At 45.3% G+C, this 23558-nt stretch carries 20 protein-coding genes; 12 read left to right on the top strand and 8 right to left on the bottom strand.

Translation table 11 applies throughout. From position 1 onward, the window contains the following. Nucleotides 1-34 precede the first annotated feature (34 nt). Complete coding sequence (locus AWH61_RS09295; RefSeq protein ID WP_075176887.1) at nt 35-2167, top strand: GGDEF domain-containing protein; 2133 nt, start codon at nt 35-37, stop codon at nt 2165-2167. An 18-nt stretch (nt 2168-2185) separates the two neighbouring features. After that, a complete protein-coding gene (locus AWH61_RS09290; protein ID WP_039227925.1) occupies nt 2186-2503 on the top strand; it encodes a GFA family protein in 318 nt (105 codons plus the stop codon). Nucleotides 2504-2596: 93 nt separating this feature from the next. Here AWH61_RS09290 and prsR read toward each other — a convergent pair whose 3' ends face one another. From prsR to AWH61_RS09270, 4 genes are all read right to left on the bottom strand, one after another. Continuing rightward, on the bottom strand, nt 2597-3958 hold the full coding sequence (gene prsR / locus AWH61_RS09285; RefSeq protein WP_014950451.1) for a PEP-CTERM-box response regulator transcription factor: 1362 nt from the start codon (nt 3956-3958) through the stop codon (nt 2597-2599). A 75-nt stretch (nt 3959-4033) separates the two neighbouring features. Beyond that, nucleotides 4034-6106 (bottom strand): XrtA/PEP-CTERM system histidine kinase PrsK, encoded by a 2073-nt coding sequence (prsK, locus tag AWH61_RS09280; protein ID WP_014950452.1) that lies wholly within the window; start codon nt 6104-6106, stop codon nt 4034-4036. Nucleotides 6107-6252: 146 nt separating this feature from the next. After that, entirely contained in the window at nt 6253-7377 is a 1125-nt protein-coding gene (locus AWH61_RS09275) for a beta-ketoacyl-ACP synthase III (protein WP_014977238.1), read from the bottom strand. 407 nt (nt 7378-7784) lie between these two features. Beyond that, entirely contained in the window at nt 7785-9587 is a 1803-nt protein-coding gene (locus tag AWH61_RS09270) for a choice-of-anchor I family protein (RefSeq protein ID WP_075176886.1), read from the bottom strand. A gap of 502 nt (nt 9588-10089) precedes the next feature. Here AWH61_RS09270 and AWH61_RS09265 point away from each other — a divergent pair. Beyond that, a complete protein-coding gene (locus AWH61_RS09265) occupies nt 10090-10887 on the top strand; it encodes a M48 family metallopeptidase (RefSeq protein WP_014950456.1) in 798 nt (265 codons plus the stop codon). A gap of 144 nt (nt 10888-11031) precedes the next feature. On the opposite strand, the gene AWH61_RS09260 is transcribed toward AWH61_RS09265, so the two are convergent. Further along, complete coding sequence (locus tag AWH61_RS09260; RefSeq protein ID WP_014950457.1) at nt 11032-11874, bottom strand: mechanosensitive ion channel family protein; 843 nt, start codon at nt 11872-11874, stop codon at nt 11032-11034. Between the two features lie 908 nt (nt 11875-12782). Between AWH61_RS09260 and AWH61_RS09255 the strand changes: the two genes are divergently transcribed. From AWH61_RS09255 to ruvX, 4 genes are all read left to right on the top strand, one after another. Then, nucleotides 12783-13511: a 16S rRNA (uracil(1498)-N(3))-methyltransferase gene (locus AWH61_RS09255; RefSeq protein WP_075176885.1), complete on the top strand. Its 729-nt coding sequence runs from the start codon at nt 12783-12785 to the stop codon at nt 13509-13511. A 138-nt stretch (nt 13512-13649) separates the two neighbouring features. Further along, nucleotides 13650-14603 (top strand): glutathione synthase, encoded by a 954-nt coding sequence (gene gshB, locus AWH61_RS09250; protein WP_014950459.1) that lies wholly within the window; start codon nt 13650-13652, stop codon nt 14601-14603. A gap of 128 nt (nt 14604-14731) precedes the next feature. Then, the gene (locus tag AWH61_RS09245) at nt 14732-15298 is read left to right on the top strand and encodes a YqgE/AlgH family protein (RefSeq protein WP_014950460.1); all 567 of its coding nucleotides are present in this window, start codon (nt 14732-14734) and stop codon (nt 15296-15298) included. Beyond that, nucleotides 15291-15722 carry a Holliday junction resolvase RuvX gene (gene ruvX, locus AWH61_RS09240; protein WP_014980071.1) on the top strand — a complete coding sequence of 144 codons (432 nt, stop codon included), beginning with the start codon at nt 15291-15293 and terminating at the stop codon, nt 15720-15722. The genes AWH61_RS09245 and ruvX overlap by 8 nt, the downstream gene beginning before the upstream one ends. Before the next feature lie 46 nt (nt 15723-15768). Here ruvX and AWH61_RS09235 read toward each other — a convergent pair whose 3' ends face one another. The 3 genes from AWH61_RS09235 to AWH61_RS09225 form a co-directional block, all read right to left on the bottom strand. Beyond that, nucleotides 15769-16086: a putative signal transducing protein gene (locus AWH61_RS09235; RefSeq protein WP_061095730.1), complete on the bottom strand. Its 318-nt coding sequence runs from the start codon at nt 16084-16086 to the stop codon at nt 15769-15771. 140 nt (nt 16087-16226) lie between these two features. Next, nucleotides 16227-17339, bottom strand: a complete 1113-nt coding sequence (locus AWH61_RS09230) for a PilT/PilU family type 4a pilus ATPase (RefSeq protein WP_014977241.1) — start codon at nt 17337-17339, stop codon at nt 16227-16229. Between the two features lie 8 nt (nt 17340-17347). Continuing rightward, on the bottom strand, nt 17348-18391 hold the full coding sequence (locus AWH61_RS09225) for a type IV pilus twitching motility protein PilT (RefSeq protein ID WP_014950464.1): 1044 nt from the start codon (nt 18389-18391) through the stop codon (nt 17348-17350). A 27-nt stretch (nt 18392-18418) separates the two neighbouring features. Here AWH61_RS09225 and AWH61_RS09220 point away from each other — a divergent pair, with 27 nt between their 5' ends. The 5 genes from AWH61_RS09220 (at nt 18419) to AWH61_RS09200 (ending at nt 23546) form a co-directional block, all read left to right on the top strand. Next, entirely contained in the window at nt 18419-19105 is a 687-nt protein-coding gene (locus AWH61_RS09220) for a YggS family pyridoxal phosphate-dependent enzyme (protein WP_075176884.1), read from the top strand. A 70-nt stretch (nt 19106-19175) separates the two neighbouring features. Then, nucleotides 19176-19997 (top strand): pyrroline-5-carboxylate reductase, encoded by an 822-nt coding sequence (gene proC, locus AWH61_RS09215; RefSeq protein ID WP_014950466.1) that lies wholly within the window; start codon nt 19176-19178, stop codon nt 19995-19997. 20 nt (nt 19998-20017) lie between these two features. Beyond that, nucleotides 20018-20554, top strand: coding sequence for a YggT family protein (locus AWH61_RS09210; RefSeq protein WP_014950467.1), 537 nt, complete (start codon nt 20018-20020; stop codon nt 20552-20554). A 96-nt stretch (nt 20555-20650) separates the two neighbouring features. Beyond that, nucleotides 20651-21124 carry a DUF4426 domain-containing protein gene (locus AWH61_RS09205; protein ID WP_039227913.1) on the top strand — a complete coding sequence of 158 codons (474 nt, stop codon included), beginning with the start codon at nt 20651-20653 and terminating at the stop codon, nt 21122-21124. 331 nt (nt 21125-21455) lie between these two features. Then, complete coding sequence (locus AWH61_RS09200) at nt 21456-23546, top strand: NADPH-dependent 2,4-dienoyl-CoA reductase (RefSeq protein WP_075176883.1); 2091 nt, start codon at nt 21456-21458, stop codon at nt 23544-23546. Nucleotides 23547-23558 lie beyond the last annotated feature (12 nt).

The following is a 23558-nucleotide window of genomic DNA, read 5'->3' as shown; positions in this document are numbered from 1 at the left end:
GCATGTTCTGACAGCGTATAGGAGATACAATCGAATGGGCCGTGAAGGATTTAGCACAGTGCGCGTGCTGGTGTGTGCCCTGCTAATTGCTGTGCATGGCGCACAGGTAAAAACGGTAGGAGCGTTCGAGCTTTTCAATACCGAGATTGCTGATGTCGAGAACCTTTTAAATGCCAAGCAATATGCTGACGCCGATAGCAAGGCACTGTTGCTTTTAGAGCAAGCGCTACAACAGCAACAAATGTCTGCTGATACATTTTCTGCCCTCGGACTCTTACTTCAAAACGCATCGCGTTTTGAGGTGTCAAAAGCCATTTTTAATGCCGCCTTAGAGCGCTACACCACAGATGGTGAATTAAACAAAATGGCGTCAACGCTATTACAACTAGCCACCTCAGAAAGACACCTTTCAAATTATTCCATTGCACTGACTTATGTGCGTCGCGCTATGTCTATTGCTCAAATTGAGCGTAATGAATTACTTAAGGCTAAATTGAACCTTGAGCTAGGCATAATTCAACAAGAACAAGGCGAAATTGAAACCGCTTTGGAGCCGTTAAAGCAAGCGCTACGTTATTTTCGTGAAAATAACATGGCCAATGAAATGAGTGTTACGTTGCTGCGCATCGGTGAGATATACAGTTTGCTCAACCAAGCTACTTTGGCTCATACCTACTACCAAGACGCTTTCGACAGTATCGAGGAAACACAGGAGACCCGATTACTTGGTGTGATCAAAACTCGTATTGGTGCCCTGTCTCTCAAAACAGGCTCTGTAGACCAAGCGATAAGAGCAATTAACGAAGGTCTTGAACTCCTGCTATCCACCTCTGATGTAGGGGCCATAGCCGAAGCAAAAATGCTATTGGGAAGAGCATTGGTTGAAAACGGCGATACGGCTAAAGGGCGAGAGTTATTGCAAGAAGCCATGCAATTTGCCGATTCATCGGGTCAGGCAAAATTGGTCAAAGAAGGCAGACTCGCTTTAGCGCAAGCCTATATGAAAGAGCAGAGTTTCGAATTAGCCTTAGAAGAGGCCCGCACGGGTACCATTGACGCGAGAAAAAATAGAGACCTTAGAGGACAGCTTAGTTTTCTTTCGTTACAGCTAAGCGCCTTTGTATCACTAGGCGAATTCAAAAAAGCCCTAGATATTCAATCTGTTATGCAGCAGCTGCGTGAAGTACTACTTGATTCAGAAAACAAGTCTGCCATTGAAGGCCTGCAGGCTGAGATTGAGCTTGTGAGGCAATCTAGGACGTTGGAGAAACTGGAAGAATCCAAGCAGCTGGCGTTAGCGCAAGCTGAGCGAGAAAACCTGCAGACGACTCTTTTTTGGAGCATATCATTAGCAGCGTTACTCTTGACGTTTTTAGTGTGGAGCCGCTACAAACAACGTCAGCAAACGATTATTTTGCGCCGAGAAGTACGCCAGCAAACACTCAATCTTCAAGAAAAAAATCAAGAACTGGAAAGAGCCTATAAAACGCTAGAAGAGGTAAGCCTGCGCGATCCGTTAACGGGTTTGTACAATAGGCACTACCTCGAATCGCAGCTTCCCGGTGAAATAAGGCGCAGCCAGTTCTCGGCAAAACAAAGCCCCAGTACAGGAAAGACGAAACAAGACTTACTTTGCTTACTTATTGATATCGACCACTTCAAGCGCATCAACGACGACTATGGGCATATTGCCGGCGATAAAGTGCTATCAGCGTTTGCCAATGTCCTCAAAGAGGTGTTCAGACAAACGGATTTAATTATTCGATGGGGAGGCGAGGAGTTTCTTGTGGTTTGTCGCCAATCCACTCGTGAAGAGCTCCCTGAGGTTGCCGAGCGCTGCCGAGAAATGGTCGCAAGCACCCCTTTTGATATCGGCTTAGAAAAACCAATCAATATTACTTGTAGCATTGGCTTTTCGCTGCTTCCTCCAGATAGAGAGGAAGACTTTGATACCGCGTGGAAACGTACATTCGCTGTTATCGATTACGCGCTGTATGCCACTAAGTTATCAGGGAGAAATGGATGGGTTGGCGTAATCGAAACGCTTAAAACTCAAAGGGAATACCCCACTCCACTAGATACGAAGTTTAATTTTCCTGGTTCGAGAATTGCCACATCGTTCAACAACGTGGCAAGTATCAAATGGCCGGAGACCCTCGAGAAATAGCAGTAGAGGAATAGAGATATGTACAGAGGAAGCTGCAGCTGCCAAGCAATTCAATATGAAATTGATCATATCGGAGAGCTTGACGCCGATGACGAAACGCTAAGCCATTCAGATACCAGTGAACTGCGCGTTACAATTGAAAAAGAGCAGCTGGTTATTGACTGTGCACCGTCAGCGCTAGCGGAACTACACGAGGCTAATGACGAAACCCACCACGTGTGTAACATTTGTGGGAGCGTTATCTTTGTTGAGCGTGGCTCTAACCAAGTGTCGGTTGAGGTGACCTTCAGCGGTCATGACGTCTTAGCAGAGTCTCACTGCCAGTTTGTATTTTAAGTGGGTACACAAGGATAAAGGCGAACTGCGAGTTCGCCCAGATATCAACAGGTGAGAAGTACATTTCTCTCCTGTTTGGTAGTCATGTCTACCCTAGTCGCTATTTTTGATGTCTTCCATATGGTATTTATCAATGAGCGAATACAACGTGGGACGAGTGACGCCAAGTAATTCTGCCGTTTTCGACATATTCTTATCTGCTTTTTGATAGGCCCTGCGAATAGCTCGACTTTCAGCAATTTCTCGCACTTCACGCAGATTCAACGTTTCAGGCTCATCATGGGCATCTACAGGCATCAAGCCTAAATCGTCAGGTTGAATTACCGTACCTTCAGCCATAATAACCGCAGACTTTAGCTTGTTTTGCATTTCTCGAATGTTGCCCGGCCACTTATGGGCTAGCATGGCGTTAACTGCAGTTTCTGAAAAGCTCTTCGCTTTAGCTTTGAATTCTTCGCGATAAATATTCAAGAACGTACGTGCAAGTAAAATAATGTCTTGGTCTCGTTCACGTAAAGGAGGGATCATGATCGGCATTTCCCCCACACGGTAATATAAATCTTCCCTGAATGTTTCTTGTGCCACCATAGCCTGTAAATCGCGGTGCGTTGCACAAATTACGCGTATATCAACGGGAATTTCATTGCGTCCACCAACGCGCTCGATCACGCGCTCCTGCAGAAAACGAAGCATCTTAGCTTGCAGACCAATGGGCATATCACCAATTTCATCTAAAAATAGTGTTCCGCCTTGTGCTGTTTCTATCTTGCCGACGGTGGTTTTGTTCGCGCCAGTAAAGGCCCCTTTTTCGTAACCGAACAACTCACTTTCTAGTAAGTTCTCTGGGATAGACGCACAGTTAATAGCAACAAAAGGTTTGTCTTTTCTAGGGCTGTGTTCGTGAATACTGCGCGCGAAAACTTCTTTACCTGTGCCACTTTCACCAAGTAACAGAGTGCTTATGTCGGTATTGGCAATTTTCTCAGCGCGACGTACCACTTTTTGAATAGCTTCGCTGTTACCCACTATTCTGGACATGCCAGAACGGGTGCGGGCAAGAATGCTATTCTCATGCTCTAACTTAGACAGATTAAGCGCACGGTGCACCAATAATTTGATGGTATCTGAATCGATAGGCTTCTGATAAAAATCGTATGCCCCAAAATCGATTGCTTTTAATGCGTGTTGTTTATCGTTATTACCTGTAACAACGATAACTTTGGTTCTAGGCGCTAGCGCAATGATGTCGTGAAGAATACGCAAACCTTCCGACGCATTCGCTGGATCTGGCGGAAGCCCTAAATCTAGGGTAACAACCTTAGGTTCAAAACGACGGAGCTGGGCTATGGCAGATGTGTGATCGTCCGCAAAAACAACGTTGTAATCGGTAAGACTCCATTTAAGTTGCTTTTGGATACCTAAATCATCATCTACTACCAAAATGGTATCGGTCATTTCATCATCCTATTATTCTACTTCATCCATCGAAAGGGAGTGGATTTGATAATATCCACTTTTTAGTTATACACCCTATCCTATCGGAAAATACAGCGTAAAACAGCTACCGCGTCCAGGTTCACTTTGAACAGTTAGTTTGCCACCGATAGACTCGATATATGTTTTTGCATCATATGCACCGATCCCCATACCAGCATTGCCTTTCGTGGTATCAAATGGCTTGAATAGTCGCTCTTCAATAAACGCTTTATCCATACCTGACCCTGTATCTTCTATCAAAACTAACTGCGTTTTGTTGTCAGAATTTCCAGTAATCACCACGTCGACTTCTCCGTCATCTGCGGTTGCCTGCTGAGCGTTGCTGATTAGGTGATAAAGCACGTTTGCCACCTTATCCTTATCAACCGTCACGGCCGTTTCTTTTAGCACATGAACTGTTGGTAGCGGACGTAAACCTGAACAGCGGTTGTTGACCACATCTTTGGCCAGCTCCGAAATCAAAAATTCTGAGTTTACACCTTCTTCAACGGCCTTCTTATCAGTCAGCTGTTTGAGCATTTTTTCCATTCTTGCCTTAGTATGCTCCAAGGTTTCGAAGGTGTCTTCGATAAATTCAGGGTTGTGTTTATGCTGTTGAGCATTGGCAAGAATAAGGTCGACTTGAGCAAGTACATTTTTTAAGTCATGTAAAACGAACGCAGACATTCGATTGAACGCCGCAAACTGGGCGTTTTCTGCTACCACTTGAGCGGCCTCGTGGTGCTGCATGTACGTGCCTACTTGCTCAGATACGGCGGTTAGATAGTCTTTCACTTCCCAATTTAAAGTGATTTTTTCATTGTCTCCTGACGCGAGAACAGCAAATCCCCACAGTTTTCCCTCTTTTAAGAAAGGCACGAAGAGTTGGTAGCCCCATGCTTTTAGTGCATCTCTATCTAACTTTAACCCCTCGTAATCGAATGGTTTGACGAGGTAGGCGTCCGTATCAATGATCCAGCCATTTTTGTCGCTGTAACTTGCAAGCGTTTCCAACGTTGTACAGGTAGCGTTGTTTTCTTTCGAATCAGTTGACGCTTCATTGTTATCTGTTGACGCAGTGTTTGTAATAGGTGATGCCTTAGCCACGCATTCATAGCCATTCTGCGTTACTTTAAACAGCAGACCTGACTCATATTGAATGGCGTTAAGCATTCCTGTTAGGCCAGCGTGGTAAACATCTGATGAGGTATCCCCTGCACGTGTTAACCACTGCGTTAATTTCACCCATTCAACGCGGTAGTCGAACTGATTCGCAAAGAAATGTTTAGTGATAAATACTTTTATCTTAGTGCGAAAGCCGTTGGACAAGAATACAGTGGCGAGCAATGCGAATGACATCACAACCAATATGATTTGAACCGTCGCTCCCCAGTTGCCTCCCATATAATTTATGGCGTAGCCGACAACAGCCATCACAAAAAGATAACCGCCCGCCACTAAGAGTAGAGAGCTGTGCAATACCACGTCCCGCGAGATAAAGATATCAATGCCCCAGTGATGAATTCGTCGAATCGATATGACGAGTAAGGGCATTAACAAGAAGTAAATATAGCCTCGTGCCGCTATGTAGCCAATTTCAACCTGGTTTACCATGGTAGCGTTTGCATAAGTAACGAACTCAAACAGGTTGGTTGCTCCCAGATAAATAATGATTGGTTTAAACGCCCACTGCTCACGCCCCGCCTGTCGATATACAACTTCCAGAAGAACAAGCACTTCTAATGACAGCACGATCAGTACAAGAAAGCTCCACGCGGGATTTACTACCAATAGATAAGGGGCTAGCAATGCTGCTAGTGCGGGGGCAATAATAATTAACGTTACAGGTCGTTTTAGAACGTCGAATATATTACTAAAGCTGGTCTGTATACAGCCAGCCAAAAAGAGTAACCATGCGAGCTGCTTAAGCACGTCAGCGCTGAGTAACCAGCTTAGCGAGATAGGTCCAAATAGCGAAGTGATTAAGGTTGTAGACCATAAAAAGGTGGCTGCGGTCGCCAACACCAATAAATGCTTGGCTACGCCGGGTTTGCGTACCGTTAACAACAGCAATAAAAGGGCTAAATGCGCCAGACTATTTAACCCATAGCCTACATCTGAAATCATCCTTTTATCTCACCTTTATTATCATTATTTAGGAGATGAAATACAGGGAGGCGCATTGATGCAACGTCCCTGAAACCTTCGATATACAGCACATAACGTTTTCAGCTAGGTACGGTGCGCAGGCATCGCCCGCGCTATGATAAAAACTATCGTTTACGGATCACTAGTGAGCCAATTGAATACCCTGCACCGAAAGAGCAAAGTACTCCCACGTCACCGGCAACCAGGTCTTCATGGTTTAAACCAAACGCAATCACAGAACCCGCAGAAGCCGTGTTGGCATACTCGTCCAACACAATTGGCGCTTCGGTACGGTCAGCATCGCGACCTAACAGGCGTTTGCAAATCAAGGTGTTCATATTGATATTAGCTTGGTGAAGCCACCAACGCTTGACGCCTTCTGGCGTAATGTCGTGACTCGCTAAATGCGCTTCAATATGCGCTGCTGCCAATGGACACACTTCCTTGAAAACTTTGCGACCCGCTTGATGGAACAGCTTATCAGGTCCATACGGATCAACGTCTTCGGCACGTGTCATGTAGCCAAAATTTGAACGAATATTGTTTGAGAATTTCGTCAATGCTTTGGTGCTTAGCACGTCGTACACGTGCTCACTTTTGGCGGTTTCAGCAAGCTCAAGCACCGTCGCCGTAGCCACATCGCCAAAAATAAAGTGACTGTCGCGATCAGCGTAGTTAATTTGCGGTGAGACCAACTCAGGGTTAATAACCAACACGCGAGTCGCATTTTTCGCGCTCAGCATTTCATAGGCGCGATGCATACCGAACGTTGCTGCAGAACAAGCAACTAGCATATCGAAACCAAACCCTTCAATATTAAGGGCTTCTTGTACTTCAATTGCAATCGCAGGATAAGCACGCTGGGTGTATGCACACGACACAATCACAGCATCAATTTCATCGGCCGTAACATTGGCGGATGCCAGAGCTAACTTGGCTGCTTCGACGGCAATTTCAGCTTGGTGAGAAAGTTCGTCATCTGCTCGAGGGGCAATCTTAGGCTTCATTCGAGTGATGTCTAGCGCACCCTCTTTTTGATAGATGTAGCGACTTTTAATTCCTGATGCTTTTTCGATGAACTCTGCACTTGAATAAGGCATTGCTGCTACATCACCTGATTCGATTTGCGCTTTATTTTCTTCGTTAAACGCATCTACGTAAGCATTGTAGCTATCTACGAGCTCTTCGTTAGTTATACTGTCTTTAGGGTGCCATACACCCACACCACTAATCACAACTTGCTGAGACATAGGCATTCTCTATTATTTGATAGCACTACGGTGGTATTGAGCATTGCGTTACTCTGTGTCCTAAACGCATCTATACCAGTGCAATTGAGCCTAATCGTATTTACCTTTAAAAATACGACTGCGTTTTATGGGTTATAGCTTACCCTAATCCTTAAACGGTGTAACCATAGTGAACGCAAGGAAAGCTCTATTCCTCCTTTTAATACCAGTCCGCATAGATAATTACCCACTCAGCGAGACTTAAAATGTTCGTAACCGTGGCGTGTTTTCGCAGGTATAGTGGCTCTACATCAAGGTGACACAAAAAAGAGTAAGGAGACTTTAAACTCGGCCTTCGGGAAGGTCTGGCAAGCTACCAATAAAAAACCCCGCTTCAAAGCGGGGTTTCATGTAATCAATGCGGGAGCTTACAGCTGGTTGATTTGCCACACCGTTACTGTGCCGCTAACTTCGTTGCCTACAACAAGAAGAGGCACACCGCTTGGGCTGTCTTCAGCGCTAACAAAAACCAGGCTTTCTGGCGCTAAGTCACCAATGACATCGTCGCTTGTCAAACCTTCGGTTAGGTCACGGTTAATTACATATTCTGCAAATTGAACGTCATAAGGGTTAGTAACGTCGTATACGAAAATACCGCCCATGCGCTCTGTGCCGATAAACGCGTAAGTGCGATCGCCAACTTGACCCACGGTTAACGCTTCTGGCTCAGGACCTTTATTCTCCGAGCGCGAGTCGCTTGCATTTTCATCGTCACCATTGTTGAACTGCGCCCCATGAACCGACGCTGTAATACGTTCAAAATCATCACCCGAGTCATAAACCACTAAACCGTTTTGATCCCAGATTGTGAATGAACGTGCACCGTAAGCGTACGCTGCATCGTACTCTCCGTTTCCGTCAGCATCACCCATAGCTGAAGTTACACGTAAGTCGTCCGCTTCACCTGTCGCCTGTAGCATAGCTAATTCAGAGTTGGCAGCAGCGGTAAGATCTTCTACTTTAACTTCGTCTGTATAAGCTAGACAGCCATCATCTTCGTCAAAATCAACACCACCTGCAGCAGTACATGCCGCCTCATCAGCAGCGTCAAAGAAGTACTCACGGGCATCGCCTTCGTTAGCGGTAAGAATGAAAGTCGCATCCTTCCATGTAAAGTTAGCAATGGTATCAGGCTGGTATACACCATAAATACCTGTGTACTGACCAAAACTCACCGCATCATTTTCTTGGATATCAATATTAAGTCCAGCCCAAGACTTAGTTCCTAGGCCGACGACATCTACCGTTAACTCTTCCAAGTCAATAATCGCAAGGCCATTGTTTTCCTGAAGACTAACGTATGCAACGTCGTTAGTAGCGGTGATGTATTCTGGTTCCAGATCTTTCGCTACCGTTGAGGTAATAGCTGTGCCGTTAATCGTGCGTCCTGCTGGGTTAGGAAACATCATTCCCTGCGCCATCAAATCTGCTTCAGTACCGTTTAGAGCAGTAAAGCCAACGGTCGTCCCCGTTTCTTCTGGCTCACCACTTGCAAGAATATTAATGACGCTAACAGAACCTTCAGGGTCAATGGTGTAGTCATCAGAAGGCTCACCCTCGTTCGCTACCAACACTTTGCCACCATCTGGCGTAAAAGTGACCATATCCGGTAGTGCGCCAACCTCGACAGAATCCAAAAAGGCTGGAGCAGAACTGTCTAGCCCGTTGTAGAACAACACATAACCGTTATCAGTTTTAACGTCTGCAGGTACAGCTACAGCCATAAGGTCACCGCTAACCGCAATACTTGTTAAGCTACCTAAAGTCACACCATTTATATCGGCAGGCAGTGCGATAGTGGTAAGCGTTAGCGTAGTGGTGTTTATCGGATCAGCCATAGTAGCCGTGCTTACGCTAGAGGCATCAATAACTGCTATTGTATTCGTCTCGCCGTTTGTCGCGTAAATCGTATTGGTCTCAGCATGGTACTGAACAATTTCTGCGGCCGTTTGATTGCCTAAGAAAGCACGACCAACGATATCCATTGCAATGCCGATTGACGCATCGGTACCATCACTTCCGTCTGCCCCTGGGTCACCTTGTTCCCCTTGAGGTCCTTGAGCTCCTGTTTCGCCCTGCGCACCGTCGTCACCATCAAGGCCACATCCCGTGAGCGCCGCTGATACTAAAAATGCAAGTAACCCGTATTTAAACTTATTACGCACTGCCATTTGATTTCCTTTTTATTTGTATTTTTGTCGTACGTTATGAGGCTCGAGAAACCCAAGGATTTTTCCACCTTGTTCTCGCAAAGCGAAGGAAGAAAACAGGGATCCCTAACCTTAGTACACCAGAAATTTTATGTAACTTCTATGTATAAATTAGAATCAGTTTATGACACAAATATTAAATAGGCAAAAGCGCGTAACTTTTCTATAACAATAGATGGCACACACGCCGCTTTAAATATGGACAGCACGGAGCAGTAGGCTCAAAGTAATCACACTTCGTTCATGCAATTGTAAGCATATATTTCAAATATCCTAATGCGTGTAAGGAAAAACGGTTTAGCTTAACAGCGGAACACGCTTCGCTTTTTCAAAGGTATAGTTTTATTTATAAGCACTATCTGATACTAATATTGCCAAATAGACGTATAAGCTGAATGGGATAGTGCTTTAGCGCGCAAAAGTGAGCGAAGCGAGAACATTCAGTGATAAAAAAGGATTAACCATGAAATTGAAATTCACAGCTTCGGCAGTTATTGCCGCAGCGCTTACTTTAACAGCCTGTGCAACATCTCCTACGGGTAGAAATCAAGTGTTGCTCTATTCTGAAACTCAGCTCGCGCAAATGGGTGATCAGGCATTCACGGGCATGAAAGAAGAATTAAAAATTTCGAATAAAGCGGTTCAAAATTCTTACGTAGAATGCGTTGCAAATGCCATCACTGCTCAAGTACCAGCCACGGTATTCAATGGTCAATGGGAAGTCGTTGTATTCGACGATGAACAAGTTAACGCATTTGCGCTACCCGGTGGAAAAATTGGTGTCTATACAGGCTTGCTCAACGTTGCAGAAAACCAGCATCAACTTGCTGCTGTCATTGGCCATGAAGTAGGTCATGTTATTGCAGAGCATGGTAATGAGAGAATGTCGCAGTCAACATTGATAAATATGGGCAGTCAGGCGGTAGGCCAAGTTTTAGCCGCGAATGAAGTGCCTCAGTCGGGTCCCATCATGGCTGCGATCGGATTAGGTGTTCAAGTCGGTGTCCAACTTCCTTTTAGCCGAACTCATGAATCTGAAGCCGATGTCATTGGTCTTCAGCTAATGGCGAAGTCTGGGTTTGACCCAAGACAATCTGTAAACTTGTGGCAAAACATGGACGCAGCAAGCGGCGGCAACCGCCCAATGGAACTTTTGTCGACTCACCCAGCACCTCAAACCAGAATTGATAATTTACAAGCGAACATGCCTAACGCCTATGCAGACTATCAAGCTACTGCTTACCGCCCGAACTGTCGCTAAAAGTAAGTAATACCATTTCGTATAGGTCATTACCCGCTCATCGAGAGTTAAAATGTTCGTAATCGCGGCGTGTTACGTCGCACTTAATCTTAGGATAAAAAAAACGCTGCGAAATGCAGCGTTTTTTGTCTGAAACCAACGAAATTATTCGCTGTCTGCTTTGTGAAGATGTACATCCATTTGTGGGAATGGAATTGAAATACCCTCTTCATCAAAACGCAGTTTAACGTTTTCAGTAAAGTCGAATTTAACACCCCAGAAATCGGCAGAATTCACCCATGGACGAACAATAAAGTTCACGCTGCTGTCGGCCAGTTCAGATACTGCAATTTTAGGCGCTGGCTCTGCAAGAATACGTTCATCAGCCGCCACCATTTCTTCAAGAATTCTTTTCGCTTTAAGAAGGTCAGCGTCGTAACCAATACCAACAACCATGTCTACACGACGCGTGTCTCTTGCTGAATAGTTAGTGATATTGCCACCGTAGATGTTGCCATTAGGAACAATAATTTCTTTATTGTCTGGTGTGTTCATTGTTGTGGTGAAAATACCAATCTTAACAATAGAACCAGCAGTACCTGCAGCTTCGACAAAATCACCCGCTTTAAATGGTTTGAAAACTAGAAGCATTACGCCAGCTGCAAAGTTCTTAAGCGAGTCTTGCAATGACAAACCAATAGCTAAACCAGCAGCACCTAATATAGCAACTAATGACGTTGTATCTACGCCTAACTGATCAAGCGAAGCGACAATAACAAACAGCATTAGAATGGCGCTAAGGATAGCTTCCAAGAAGTCCACTAGCATGTTGTCGTATTTAGACTTGGCCATTAGGCGTCTAAATACAGATAAAATGAATCCAACTACGATCCTACCTATTACATAAATCGCGATTGCCATCAGAATGTTAATCCCCCACGGGATGGCGTAATCGTTTATGTACCTTTCAACATCGCTTGCAGAAAAAAGCGAAAGTTTTTCTTCCATAATATGGTCCTTGTCATGGTTAGTTGATAATTGCTCAAATACGGTAGCAGCTATTTGATTTAAGACCAATATAATATGGGCTCAAACACAGTAAATTTGCTCTAAAGTCTAAGCTACATGGGTATTTAAAAGCGTTAGCATTATACAAAAGTAGAGGAAATTCATTTGTTTTACTTTAGGATCCACTGTCCTTTTCTGTACATTTTTGCAGCGGTTTGTTGACCATCTAAGCAAGGCGGGTGTTTGACGGTCTAGTAGCTCTAAATCGACAAGTTTCTATGCCGTATAGGTGGCACATAAGCGCTAGAATGAAAAAACAAAAAATGAACGTATTTTCTTCACTTGTCACACGCTTGTCACTCAACAAGCGCATCCTTCATCACGAAGCTTAAATGCGCTTTGTGTTTCTTTTCCATTTTTTGGAAGTTACCGAGTTATAAGACATTTTTTTTGATGATTTTTTAGCCTCAAAGTTTTAGACTAAAGTCTCATGAAAGTTGACTGTTCACTACGCCTCATCAGTGTGTGTTGAGCAACTTCATGAAGGAGCTTTAGCAAACTATGTCACGTAAAGGATTAACGCATGTTGCTTCTCATAACCCTGTTTTCGGTGGTTTTGTGTTTATTTTTATATTCACTGCGCACCGATAAAGGAAAACATACTAAGTACGCAAGAGCGGACTACCGCCCAGCAGCCCAATCGAAGTCTTCATCCAACGTGTTGAAATCTACTTCGAGAAACTCTTCGCCTTCCGCGGCCTAGAGAGTGAGTCATGTGATTCTTAAATAGGCAGCATGCTGTCGTTTGCGTAAGTTTTTGCATATTTACTTACGCGATGTTGTCGACAGCATTGCAACCTGTATCCACACACGTATCATACGCGTTAAAACTACACATCTGATTTGCTATGCGTATACCAAGAGTTTATTACCCCAATCCAATCCCGTTAGAACAAGAGTTTGAGTTAACTGAAGACGCCGGTCATCACATCGCGACGGTACTGCGTATTAAGCCCAATCGCCCTATTGTGCTTTTTAATGGCGACGGCAATGAATACAGTGCGCAAATTATTAGCGTTCAAAGAAAAAAAGTGACGGTTGAAGCCGACGCTTGTTTATCGCTAGCGAAAGAATCCCCGCTTCATTTGCACTTAGGTCAAGGGGTATCTAAAGGCGATAGAATGGATACCGTGCTACAAAAAAGCGTGGAACTTGGCGTATCAGAAATAACGCCCATCATCACTGAACGCTGTACGGTTAAACTCGACGAGTCACGCTGGGAAAAGAAAATTCAGCAATGGCAGAAGATCATTATTGGCGCCTGTGAACAAAGCGGTCGCAACATTATTCCCGCGCTCAACGCCCCGGTTAGTCTTAATCAATGGTTGTCGTCTTCAACCAATACCACAAGATTAGTTCTCGCACCGGGCGCTGAACAAAGTTTGGCAAGGCAACCTTATAATGCTCAAGGCTTTCGTTTGCTTATTGGCCCTGAAGGTGGGTTATCTGAAACAGAAATTCATCAGGCAAACGAAAACGGCTATCAGTCGGTAAGTTTGGGCCCACGTATTTTGCGCACCGAGACAGCAGCGATTACAAGCCTAAGTATTCTTCAAGCTCAGCACGGCGACTTCTAAGTCAGTATTTTAGGCAGCTATATAGCAAGCATAGTGCTAGCTCAGTAACTTGAAGAATTCAGGTGTGCCCCCATATATGTTTACAATCAGCTGGGCCATCTGAGCCGGCATTTTATCAACATTCAAGGTGAAAACATTATGCAATATACCGTTGGCGTAATTATGGACCCCATCGCGAGCATTAAGCCACATAAAGATACAAGCTTTGCGATGATGCTTGAAGCTCAGCGCCGCGGTGCAAAGGTTGTATATTTTGAATTAAAAGACCTGTATTTAGACAATGGTAAGCCTATGGGTTTAGGTAAAACCGTATCGGTCAAGGATCAAGCTACAGATTTCTACACCATTGAAGACGAGTCGACCTTGCATTTAGGCGACATTGATGTGTTACTCATGCGCAAAGATCCCCCCTTTGACAGCGAGTTTTTGTATGCGACTCAGGTGCTGTCGCTTGCGCAGGACGCGGGAGCGCTAGTTGTAAATAACCCTCAAGCGCTTCGCGACTACAACGAGAAGCTGTTTACGTCGTACTTCCCAGAACACATTCCAAACACGTTAGTCACGAACAACCAAGCGCTTATCCGTGAGTTTCACGCCAAGCACCAAGACATTATTTGCAAACCTTTAGACGGTATGGGTGGCGCGTCTATCTTTAGAGTGAAGCCTGATGGCAATAACTTAGGCGTTATTATTGAAACTCTAACCAAGTTAGGCACGCGCTACATGATGGTACAAGAGTACCTTCCAGAGATTAAAGACGGCGATAAGCGCGTACTCATCGTTGATGGTGAAGTCATGCCGTATTGCTTAGCGCGACTGCCTACAAAAGGGGAAACCAGAGGTAACCTAGCCGCTGGCGGTACAGGACGCCCTCAGCCAATCTCAGATTCTGACCGCGCCCTAGCCGAAGCCATCGCGCCAACGCTCAAGGAAAATAACATTTTATTTGTAGGACTTGATGTTATTGGCAGCAAAATTACTGAAATAAACATTACTAGCCCAACTTGCGTAAGAGAAATAGAAGCAGCTTACGATGTTAATATAATGGGTGCGCTGTTTGACGCCATTGAAAAGCGCTTAGCCAGTAAATAAAGTAAGGTTGTATTGGTAACACAGTGCAGTTCGTATCGTAGAAAGCAAATTTGAGTGGATAGAGCGCCTTTAGCTTCAATAGTGTAAAGGCCCTCACAGAGCAAAAGATAGTAGATAAAAGACAAACTATGACGGAATTAAAAAGCCTACAAAATCATTTTCTGGTCGCGATGCCTAGTTTGGACGATCCGTATTTTTCTCGCTCACTCATTTATATTTGTGAACACAACGCTGAAGGTGCTATGGGTATTGTAGTAAATCAACCCTCTACCATGAACGTGAAGCAGCTTCTTGAACAGACTGATAAAGAACTCACTGTGTCTGACGACAAAGCAGAGCAAATCGTGCTGGCTGGCGGTCCTGTAAGCCAAGAGCGAGGGTTTGTGCTGCACTCGTCGCAAAGAGAGTGGGCATCTAGCTTAAAGCTTGCACCAGGGGTTATGGTGACCACCTCCAAGGACATTTTGACTGCTATTGCCAATGATGAAGGCCCTGAAGACGTTTTGATTGCTTTGGGGTACGCGGGCTGGACAGCCGGTCAGCTTGAGAAGGAAATGCAGGAAAACGCTTGGCTCACCATCGAAGCTGACGAAGAAATTCTGTTTAACACGCCTATGCACAAGAAATGGCAAGCAACAGTAAATAAACTCGGTGTGGATGTATGGCAGCTAGCACCGGGAGCGGGACATGCCTGATATAGGAAATCGTACGGTACTTGCGTTTGATTTTGGTACCAAAAGCATTGGCGTGGCAGTAGGTCAGGAAATTACCGGTACGGCTTCCCCTCTTGCAGCGCTGAAGGCACGAGACGGTATTCCTGACTGGACGTTAATAGAAAAGCTTTACGAAGAATGGCAACCGCATATTGTGGTGGTGGGTTTACCGCTTAATATGGATGGTACTGAGCAGGAGATGACTCAACGCGCCCGCAAATTTGCAAACCGTCTACATGGGCGTTTTAAAGTGGCCGTTGACACCTGTGATGAGCGACTGACTACCACAGACGCTAAAGCCATGCTGTTTGAGTTAGGTGGCTATAAGAAACTGACTAAAGATAAGGTTGATAGTGTGTCGGCCTGTGTAATATTCGCTAGCTGGAGCGAGAGTCAGTACGAATAATTGTTAGGGCCCGTTGACCTTTGTATGCTGCTGGCTCTTGCTGTTATTATTTTTCTGCCCCACACTGCCAGCAGACATCAAAAGCAGCGCCGTTTTGTTCACTGCACTCACCACAAATCCAGTCTTCACTAGATACTGCCTTATCGTTTGATTTCTGAATGAAGGGCTCAATAACTTTCGACGCTCTTGCATACCAGCTATCGTCAACAAGCCACACTTCCTGCTGAGAATCTTGCCAAGGCAGCTCTCCGATTGCGCCACTGGCGAACTCATTTTTTACCATATAAGGAATAGATAAAGCGTCAAGCTCACTGCGAACCGCTTGAAGTTCAAAAGCGTCTTGTGAAGTGAAGAGTTTTTTCAATGGCTACCCTCTTGTTAAACACAAAAGCAGCCCGTGGGCTGCTCATCATGCGAGAAAAACGTGTCTCTCTACTGCTTTATTTCAGTAAGCGTTTCAAATGCAGCTCCCCCTAAAGGGATTTCAGCATAAAACGAAAGCAATTAGTCATCCATATCAATAGATACATTTGACAGTGTACCTAAGCTAGAACCGTCGCTGGTATCAAGCTTGATCATTAAGCGCAGGTCATTAGGCGAGTCGGCGTGGTGCAGCGCTTGGTCCATATCAATCTTACCCGCTTTGTACAAATCATACAGGGCCATATCAAAGCTCTGCATACCCTGCTCTTTGCCTTTTTTCATTGCTTCCTTTAACGCGCCTATTTCATTGCGCTGTATTAGGTCGCGCACTAGCGGCGAATTAAGCAATATTTCTATTGCCGCAACCCTACCCTTGCCGTCTGGAGTTGGTACTAACTGCTGAGCCACGATGGCGCGGATGTTTAAGCTTAAGTCAAAGCGCAACTTATCGTGCTGATCTTTCGGCGCTAAATGCATAATACGTTCAATAGCTTGGTTCGCGTTGTTAGCGTGCAGCGTAGCCACACACAAATGCCCGGTATCAGCAAACGACATGGCATATTCCATGGTTTCCATTGAACGAATTTCACCAATAAGAATGACATCAGGTGCCTGACGTAGCGAACTTTTAAGAGCGTCGTCGAAAGACTGAGTATCTATGCCCACCTCGCGCTGGGTAATAACACAGTTTTTATGCTCGTGCACAAATTCAATGGGGTCTTCAATAGTCAGTATATGCCCGTGCGAATTTTCATTTCTATGCCCAATAAGCGCAGCCAATGACGTGGACTTACCCGTGCCTGTTCCACCTACAAATAGAACAAGACCGCGTTTAGCCATAATAATTTCTTTTAATACTCGCGGCAGACCCAAATCATCAGCTTTTGGGATTTGAGTAACAATGCGGCGAATCACCATGCCCGCTTGGTCACGCTGCCAAAATGCAGAGCAGCGGAAACGACCAATGCCCTCTCGTACTATGGCGAAATTACATTCTTTGGTCGTGTGAAACTCATTCTGCTGTTTTTCAGTCATCGCTTCGTGAACCAGCGCCAGCGATGCCTCTTCCGAGGTCGCGCTTTCCGTCACTGGCGTCAATTTGCCGTTAATTTTGGCACTTACCGGAAACCCCGCCGTTACGAATAAATCCGATGCGTTGGTATCGACCATTTTTTGTAGTAGTGAATCTAACATATTGGCCTCTAGAAACTGTTCATCGACTGTTTATCAACTGACTTTGCTGCGGCGTCTTGTTTGGTGATAACCCCCATCGCCACTAAGCGCTGAAGACACTGATCCATAGTTTGCATACCGTGAGCCTGGCCCGTTTGAATAACCGAGTACATTTGCGGCACTTTATCTTCTCGAATAAGGTTACGAATAGCGGGGATCCCCACCATGATTTCATGAGCCGCAACTCGGCCCCCACCTACTTTCTTAAGCAGTGTCTGTGAAATAACCGCACGCAATGATTCCGACAACATAGAACGCACCATGGCTTTTTCTTCTGCGGGGAAAACATCGATAATACGGTCAATGGTTTTTGGTGCAGAGTTGGTGTGAAGAGTGCCAAATACTAAATGGCCGGTTTCGGCAGCTGAAATGGCAAGGCGTATGGTTTCTAAGTCACGTAGCTCACCGACTAGAATTACGTCTGGGTCTTCACGAAGCGCCGAGCGCAGTGCGTTATTAAACGAGTGCGTATCGCGGTGTACTTCCCGCTGGTTTACCAAGCTAAGCTTGTTGTCGTGCACGAATTCGATAGGGTCTTCAATGGTGAGAATATGTTCACGCTTGTGGGTGTTGATATGGTCGACCATGGCCGCAAGCGTGGTACTTTTACCCGAGCCGGTGGCTCCTGTCACAAGTACAATGCCGGTAGGCTGATTTATAATTTCCTTGAAAATTTCAGGCGCGCCAAGGTCGTCTAAGGTTAATACTTTACTGGGGATAGTACGTAATACTGCCGCGGCGCCTCGGTTTTGCACAAACGCGTTAACACGAAAGCGCGACAAGCCATTAACTTCGAAAGAAAAATCGGTTTCCAGGTTTTCTTCGTATTCTTTGCGCTGCATGTCATTCATAATCTCATAAACGAGACCATGTACTTGCTTGTGATCGAGGGCTGGCACGTTCAGTTTACGCATTTCGCCATCTACACGAATTATTGGTGGTAGGCCCGCTGATAAGTGTAAATCTGAGGCGTTATTCTTAACACTGAAAGCCAAAAGTTCGGTAATATCCACAACCACTTCTCCAAAACAAGGTGAATAATGCAAACAATAGCAGAAAGACTAGATTCCGCACGAAAAGGAATAGACCAAGCCGCTACCAGTGCACATCGTCCACCAAATTCCGTTAAATTGCTAGCGGTTAGCAAAACAAAACCCGTATCAGATATCATGGAAGCGTATGAAGCCGGACAACGTATGTTCGGCGAAAATTACGTGCAGGAAGGTGTTGAAAAAGTTCAGGAACTTTCTCACTTATGCGATATAGAGTGGCACATGATTGGCCCAATTCAGTCGAATAAAACCAAGGTAGTCGCCGAACATTTTGATTGGGTTCAGTCTGTAGACAGAGAAAAAATTGCCCGCCGCTTAAACGAACAGCGGCCTGACTCAATGCCGCCGTTAAACGTGTGCATTCAGGTTAATATTGATGACGAAGAGAGTAAGTCAGGGGTAGCCCTAAGTGAATTAGATGCGCTAGTGGAGTTTATTAACTCTCAAAAGCACCTGACCTTGCGTGGACTAATGGCCATTCCTAAAGCTGCTCCTAGTGAAGAACAGCAGTGCGCCACACTGTCTAAGCTAAAAGAATTATTCGACCACTACCATACATCATTGAGCAATTTTGATACCCTATCCGTAGGAATGAGTAGTGATATGGCAGAAGCGATTCAACACGGGTCGACTATGGTGCGAATCGGTACCGCTATTTTCGGTAAGCGAAACTAGCGCGCTAACCCAACGGGTAGCGCTTCGCCTCGCTACACAGACTTAAACGCAACCAACAAATAGGATTTACATGCAACAGAAAAAATTAGCATTTATTGGCGCGGGTAACATGAGCCGCAGCATCATCAGTGGTCTTATCAAATCTGGGTACGCAAAAGAAAATATCCTTGCGGCAAACCCTTCCACACCAAAGTTAGACGGCCTGAAGGCCGAGTTTGGTATTCACACTACCCAGTCTAACGATGAAGCCTGCCAATTCGCTGATGCCATAGTGCTTGCGGTAAAACCACAAATAATGGGCGATATGTGCGGCGAGCTTCAGAAAAACAACGACCTATCGGGCAAGTTGTTTATGAGTATTGCAGCAGGACTTCCGGTAGCCAGATTGCAAGAAATGCTAGGTGGTGAATACCCTGTTGTTCGTATTATGCCAAACACGCCGAGCTTGTTAGGTAAAGGCATGTCTGGAATGTATGCCGACGACACGGTTTCTGAGTCAGACAGGCAATACGTTGACGATGTAATGAACAGCGTTGGCGAAACCGTTTGGGTAGATAAAGAAGAGGGTATTAACGGTGTTATCGCCGCAGCGGGCAGCAGCCCAGCTTATTTCTTCTTGTTCTTACAAAATATGCAGGAAGAAGCCATGAACATGGGCTTTGACAAAGCGCAATCTCGCTTAATGGTTCAACAAGCCATGTTAGGCGCAGCCGAAATGGTTTGTAACAACCCAGACCTTGAATTAAGCGAGCTTCGTGCCCAAGTTACGTCTAAGGGCGGCACTACCGCAGAAGCCGTTAACACTTTCATTAATGAAGGTTTAAAAGATATTGTCAGCAAGTCGATGCGCGCCGCCGTAGCACGTGCTGAAGAAATGGCAAAACAGCTATAACGTTTTAGGAAAAACACAACATGAACGCAACGGTATTTTTGGTTGATACCTTATTTAGCCTTTATTTGATGGTGGTTATTCTGCGCCTTTGGTTACAAATGGTTCAGGCAGATTTTTATAACCCACTCAGTCAATTTGTAGTAAAAGCAACCCACCCTATCGTGGGGCCGTTGCGCCGTATTATTCCGTCAATCGGCAGGTTCGACACCGCTACCTTTGTGTTAGCGGTAGCGGTATGCGCGCTTAAGCTAATAACCCTAGGGTTAATGTTTGGCGGTAGTCTAAACCCAGTCGGCATTGCGATTTTATCAGTGATTGGCGTGATAAAAGAAACCCTGTCGTTAATGTTCTGGGTGTTGCTACTACGCGCTATTTTGAGCTGGGTGTCACAAGGTCAGTCTCCGGTTGACTATGTTCTGTATCAACTAACCGAGCCGTTTTTAGCGCCAATACGCAAAGTCATTCCACCATTGGGCGGTTTGGACTTATCAGTGCTTATTGCCATCATTGCATTACAGTTTTTACAGCTTCTGATCCAAGACACTTTCCCTATGTAACTAATGTCAGTTCAAGACACTGTTAGGGAAAGTATTGGTCTTGCAGTCTGGTTCATAGAGCAAAACAAGCTGTAATGGGTAAGAATTGAAAATAAGATGAAGGCAGAGGTAGTTTCTATCATGGGTAGAATAAATCAAATCAAAAAAGCTTACGTCGCACTTCTTGTGATGGCTATGTCATGCTTAAGCGTTTCCGCATTTGCCGAGCAGAAGCAAACGCTTGGTGAATGGGATGTTCACTATATGGTGGTGAGTACACCATTTCTGACACCTGAAGTAGCGGCTAGCTACGGCATTGTAAGAAGTAAGTTCAATGCGTTGGTTAACATTTCGGTGTTAGACAAAGTCTCCGGTGAAGCGCAACGGGCAGATGTCACAGGTACGGCTAAGAATCTGTTAGGTAACTCGCGTAAGCTGACTTTCAAAAAGGTGGAAGAAGGTGATGCTATCTATTACCTTGCCGTGCTGCCATTTCGCGATCAGGAAACCTTTAGGTTTGAGATTGACGTTCAAAAAGGTAGCAGCAAACAAACGCTGAAGTTTCAACAAAAAATGTACGTTGACGAGTAATTTATAAGGCAAGCACTGCTTTAATAATGCCAATATCGTAAGTAAGCGCTCACCTTTAACGCATTCATGCTTGTGATAAAAAGCAGTGATTAACGAAGCGAGATATCCGTTAGCCCGGTATCTCGCTTTTTTATTATGTTAAAAATAGGGTAACTGCACTTTACCAATTGAATGTGGTGGTAAATAATCAAAGCAACTGGTCGGGCAAGTTAGTGTGGTCGGATTATGTGTAACCATTAGCACTTAAATCATGAAAGACAGATGAGCACTGCGCCGCAGCAAAGAGCGACATGCACTAACTGCCTTCATAGCAAATAAAAAGAGAACAATTATGAATACGCCCTCGTCTCAGACCGTATCTCAGACAGCTACACCGCAGTCTGCCCACAATTCAGAACAACTCTCACCTTACTTCCCTAACTTATTAGCTCCGTTGGATTTGGGATTTACTCAACTTCGCAACCGTACCCTAATGGGTTCAATGCATTTAGGTTTGGAAGAAGAGAAAGGCGGATTTGACAAACTTGCTGCGTTTTACGCTGAGCGAGCAAAAGGTGGTGCGGGGCTAATCGTAACAGGTGGTATTAGCCCTAATATTTCAGGTTGGGTAGCGCCCTTTGCTGGCAGAATGACCCGCTCTCGCCACGCGAAAAAACACCGTGTTATTACTGATGCTGTGCATAAAGAAGATGGCAAAATTTGCATGCAAATTTTGCATTCAGGCCGTTACGGTTATCATCCACTTGCTGTTTCGGCTTCACCGATGAAGTCGCCCATTACCCCTTTTAAGCCCCGCGAATTATCCTCTCGCGGCGTAAGAAGCACAATTAAAGACTACGTAAAATGCGCTAGCCTAGCTCAAAAGGCGGGCTATGACGGCGTGGAAATTATGGGTTCTGAAGGCTACCTCATAAATCAGTTTTTCTGTGAGCGCACCAACCACAGAAATGATGAATGGGGTGGTAGCTTAGAAAACCGCGCTCGCCTAGCGATTGAGATAGTAAAAGGTGTGCGCGAGAAAGTGGGCACTAACTTCATCATTATTTATCGCCTGTCTATGCTGGACTTAGTTGAAGGCGGCGCTAAGTGGGACGAGGTTGTATATTTAGCCAAAGAAATCGAAAAAGCAGGCGCTACGCTAATTAATACCGGCATAGGATGGCACGAAGCAAGGGTACCCACTATCTCCACATCCGTACCTCGCGCGGCGTTTACCTGGATAACCGAACGCATGAAAAAAGAGGTGTCTATCCCTCTCATTACCACTAACCGTATCAATACGCCTGAAGTTGCAGAATCGGTGCTCGCACAAGGCCATGCTGATATGGTATCGATGGCGCGACCTTTCTTGGCTGACGCACATTTTGTAGCGAAGGCCATGCGCAATGAGTCTAAGCTAATCAACACGTGTATTGCCTGTAACCAGGCTTGCCTAGACCATGCATTCGAACAAAAGCGTGCAAGTTGCTTGGTAAACCCACAAGCGTGCTACGAGACCGAACTTACCTTTCCCCCTACTCAAAATAAGAAAAAACTAGCGGTAGTAGGTGCAGGGCCTGCGGGTTTGGCGTTTTCCATGTATGCCGCAGAGCGCGGTCACGAGGTACATCTATTTGATAGAGCCAGCGAAATTGGCGGTCAATTTAATTACGCCAAGCAAGTGCCGGGTAAAGAAGAGTTTTACGAAACCCTACGCTACTTTGACAATCAGTTAGCTCGCGTGGGCGTTACGGTTCACCTTAACACCGAGATTAACGCAGAAAGCCTTGCCGATGAGAGGTTTGATGAAGTGGTGCTAGCCACCGGTATTAATCCTCGTACGCTTACAATTGAAGGGCACGACCACTCTAAAGTGATGAGTTATTTAGACGTATTGCGCGACCACAAGCCAGTAGGCAAGAAAGTGGCTATTGTTGGCGCCGGCGGCATTGGTTTTGATGTAGCTGAGTTCTTGGTTGAACACGAACATTTAGCCAAAGATAAAGAAAAATGGCTGGCGCATTGGGGTATAGATAAAGACTATGCGGCACCGGGTGCACTAAAGGAAAAAGCCATAGAGCCTTCAGATCGCGAAGTGTATCTATTGCAACGTAAAACGTCTAAAGTGGGCAAAGGGCTAGGCAAAACAACGGGCTGGATCCACAGGCAATCGTTGAAACACCACAATGTTCAAATGATAAATGGTGTGAGCTACGAGAAAGTAGACGATGAAGGCCTGCACGTGCTGATTAACGACACGCCCAAAGTATTGCCGGTCGATAACGTCATTGTATGTGCTGGTCAGGAGCCGTTTAAGCCTCTGCAACAACCTCTAGAAGAGGCAGGATTTACCGTGCACATTATCGGCGGTGCTGACGTAGCGGCTGAACTTGATGCTAAACGCGCTATTCGTCAGGGCGCTGAACTGGCAGCGCGAATTTAAGCGCGCAGCCAA

The sequence above is a fragment of the Alteromonas sp. W12 genome (assembly GCF_001924945.1).
Classification (GTDB): Bacteria; Pseudomonadota; Gammaproteobacteria; order Enterobacterales; family Alteromonadaceae; genus Alteromonas; species Alteromonas macleodii.
The sequence above is the reverse complement of the archived record's forward strand: the minus strand, read 5'-3'. Positions and strand labels throughout refer to the sequence as shown.

What these genes read in the sequence shown, in the direction of transcription:
- AWH61_RS09210 (WP_014950467.1), top strand. Translation starts at nt 20,018, where the DNA reads ATGAACGCAACGGTATTTTTGGTTGATACCTTATTTAGCCTTTATTTG.
- AWH61_RS09205 (WP_039227913.1), top strand. Translation starts at nt 20,651, where the DNA reads ATGAAGGCAGAGGTAGTTTCTATCATGGGTAGAATAAATCAAATCAAA.
- prsR (WP_014950451.1), bottom strand. Translation starts at nt 3,958, where the DNA reads ATGACCGATACCATTTTGGTAGTAGATGATGATTTAGGTATCCAAAAG.
- AWH61_RS09295 (WP_075176887.1), top strand. Translation starts at nt 35, where the DNA reads ATGGGCCGTGAAGGATTTAGCACAGTGCGCGTGCTGGTGTGTGCCCTG.
- AWH61_RS09230 (WP_014977241.1), bottom strand. Translation starts at nt 17,339, where the DNA reads ATGTTAGATTCACTACTACAAAAAATGGTCGATACCAACGCATCGGAT.
- AWH61_RS09275 (WP_014977238.1), bottom strand. Translation starts at nt 7,377, where the DNA reads ATGTCTCAGCAAGTTGTGATTAGTGGTGTGGGTGTATGGCACCCTAAA.
- AWH61_RS09220 (WP_075176884.1), top strand. Translation starts at nt 18,419, where the DNA reads ATGCAAACAATAGCAGAAAGACTAGATTCCGCACGAAAAGGAATAGAC.
- AWH61_RS09245 (WP_014950460.1), top strand. Translation starts at nt 14,732, where the DNA reads ATGACGGAATTAAAAAGCCTACAAAATCATTTTCTGGTCGCGATGCCT.
- gshB (WP_014950459.1), top strand. Translation starts at nt 13,650, where the DNA reads ATGCAATATACCGTTGGCGTAATTATGGACCCCATCGCGAGCATTAAG.
- AWH61_RS09265 (WP_014950456.1), top strand. Translation starts at nt 10,090, where the DNA reads ATGAAATTGAAATTCACAGCTTCGGCAGTTATTGCCGCAGCGCTTACT.
- AWH61_RS09200 (WP_075176883.1), top strand. Translation starts at nt 21,456, where the DNA reads ATGAATACGCCCTCGTCTCAGACCGTATCTCAGACAGCTACACCGCAG.
- AWH61_RS09255 (WP_075176885.1), top strand. Translation starts at nt 12,783, where the DNA reads ATGCGTATACCAAGAGTTTATTACCCCAATCCAATCCCGTTAGAACAA.
- ruvX (WP_014980071.1), top strand. Translation starts at nt 15,291, where the DNA reads ATGCCTGATATAGGAAATCGTACGGTACTTGCGTTTGATTTTGGTACC.
- AWH61_RS09260 (WP_014950457.1), bottom strand. Translation starts at nt 11,874, where the DNA reads ATGGAAGAAAAACTTTCGCTTTTTTCTGCAAGCGATGTTGAAAGGTAC.
- proC (WP_014950466.1), top strand. Translation starts at nt 19,176, where the DNA reads ATGCAACAGAAAAAATTAGCATTTATTGGCGCGGGTAACATGAGCCGC.
- prsK (WP_014950452.1), bottom strand. Translation starts at nt 6,106, where the DNA reads ATGATTTCAGATGTAGGCTATGGGTTAAATAGTCTGGCGCATTTAGCC.
- AWH61_RS09290 (WP_039227925.1), top strand. Translation starts at nt 2,186, where the DNA reads ATGTACAGAGGAAGCTGCAGCTGCCAAGCAATTCAATATGAAATTGAT.
- AWH61_RS09270 (WP_075176886.1), bottom strand. Translation starts at nt 9,587, where the DNA reads ATGGCAGTGCGTAATAAGTTTAAATACGGGTTACTTGCATTTTTAGTA.